We start from the raw sequence: 536 nt of genomic DNA, 5'->3' as shown, positions 1-536 counted from the left end.
AGGACATCGCCTGCCGCTACGGCGGTGAGGAGTTCACGGTGATCCTGCCGGAGACCGGGCCGGAACAGGCGCAGGCCATCGCCGAGCAGATCCGCAGCGCTGCCCAGCAATTGAGCGCGACCGTGGACGGCAAGGCGCTGCCGGCGGTGACCATGTCGATCGGCGTGGCCAGCTATGCGCGCGACGGCGTGATCGCCACCACCCTGCTACGCAAGGCCGATGCGGCGCTGTACCGGGCCAAGCGCTGCGGCCGCAACCAGGTGCAGGCCTACGACCCGACGCTGGACGGCATGGGCTGAACCGGCGGCGGTCGCAGTCGGGCCGCCGTTTTGAAGAAAGCGTCACAAAACCGACGCGATAGAGCGGCGATAGTCGCGCTTCCCCCGACTGGAGACGACAGCCCATGTCCATCTGGAAAGACCAGGGTCCCGCGCGCAAGGATGGCCTGCCGCCCGTTCCCGGTAACGGCGCGTTGCCGCCGGAGCCGCGCCCGCCGGGCGATGCCGCCCCGGGCGAACCGCTCGCCGCGGTCGCCG

The 536-nt window shown here is 70.9% G+C and carries 1 protein-coding gene; it reads left to right on the top strand.

Annotation, left to right across the window (positions count from 1 at the left end):
• Positions 1-299, top strand: a 299-nt coding sequence (locus D180_RS07935) for a GGDEF domain-containing protein (protein ID WP_017912372.1), incomplete at its 5' end; no start/stop codon positions are given.
• Between the last annotated feature and the right edge of the window lie 237 nt (positions 300-536).

Origin of the sequence: Xanthomonas sp. SHU 166, assembly GCF_000364685.1 — a bacterium.
Taxonomy (GTDB): Bacteria; Pseudomonadota; Gammaproteobacteria; order Xanthomonadales; family Xanthomonadaceae; genus Xanthomonas_A; species Xanthomonas_A sontii.
The sequence above is the reverse complement of the archived record's forward strand: the minus strand, read 5'-3'. Positions and strand labels throughout refer to the sequence as shown.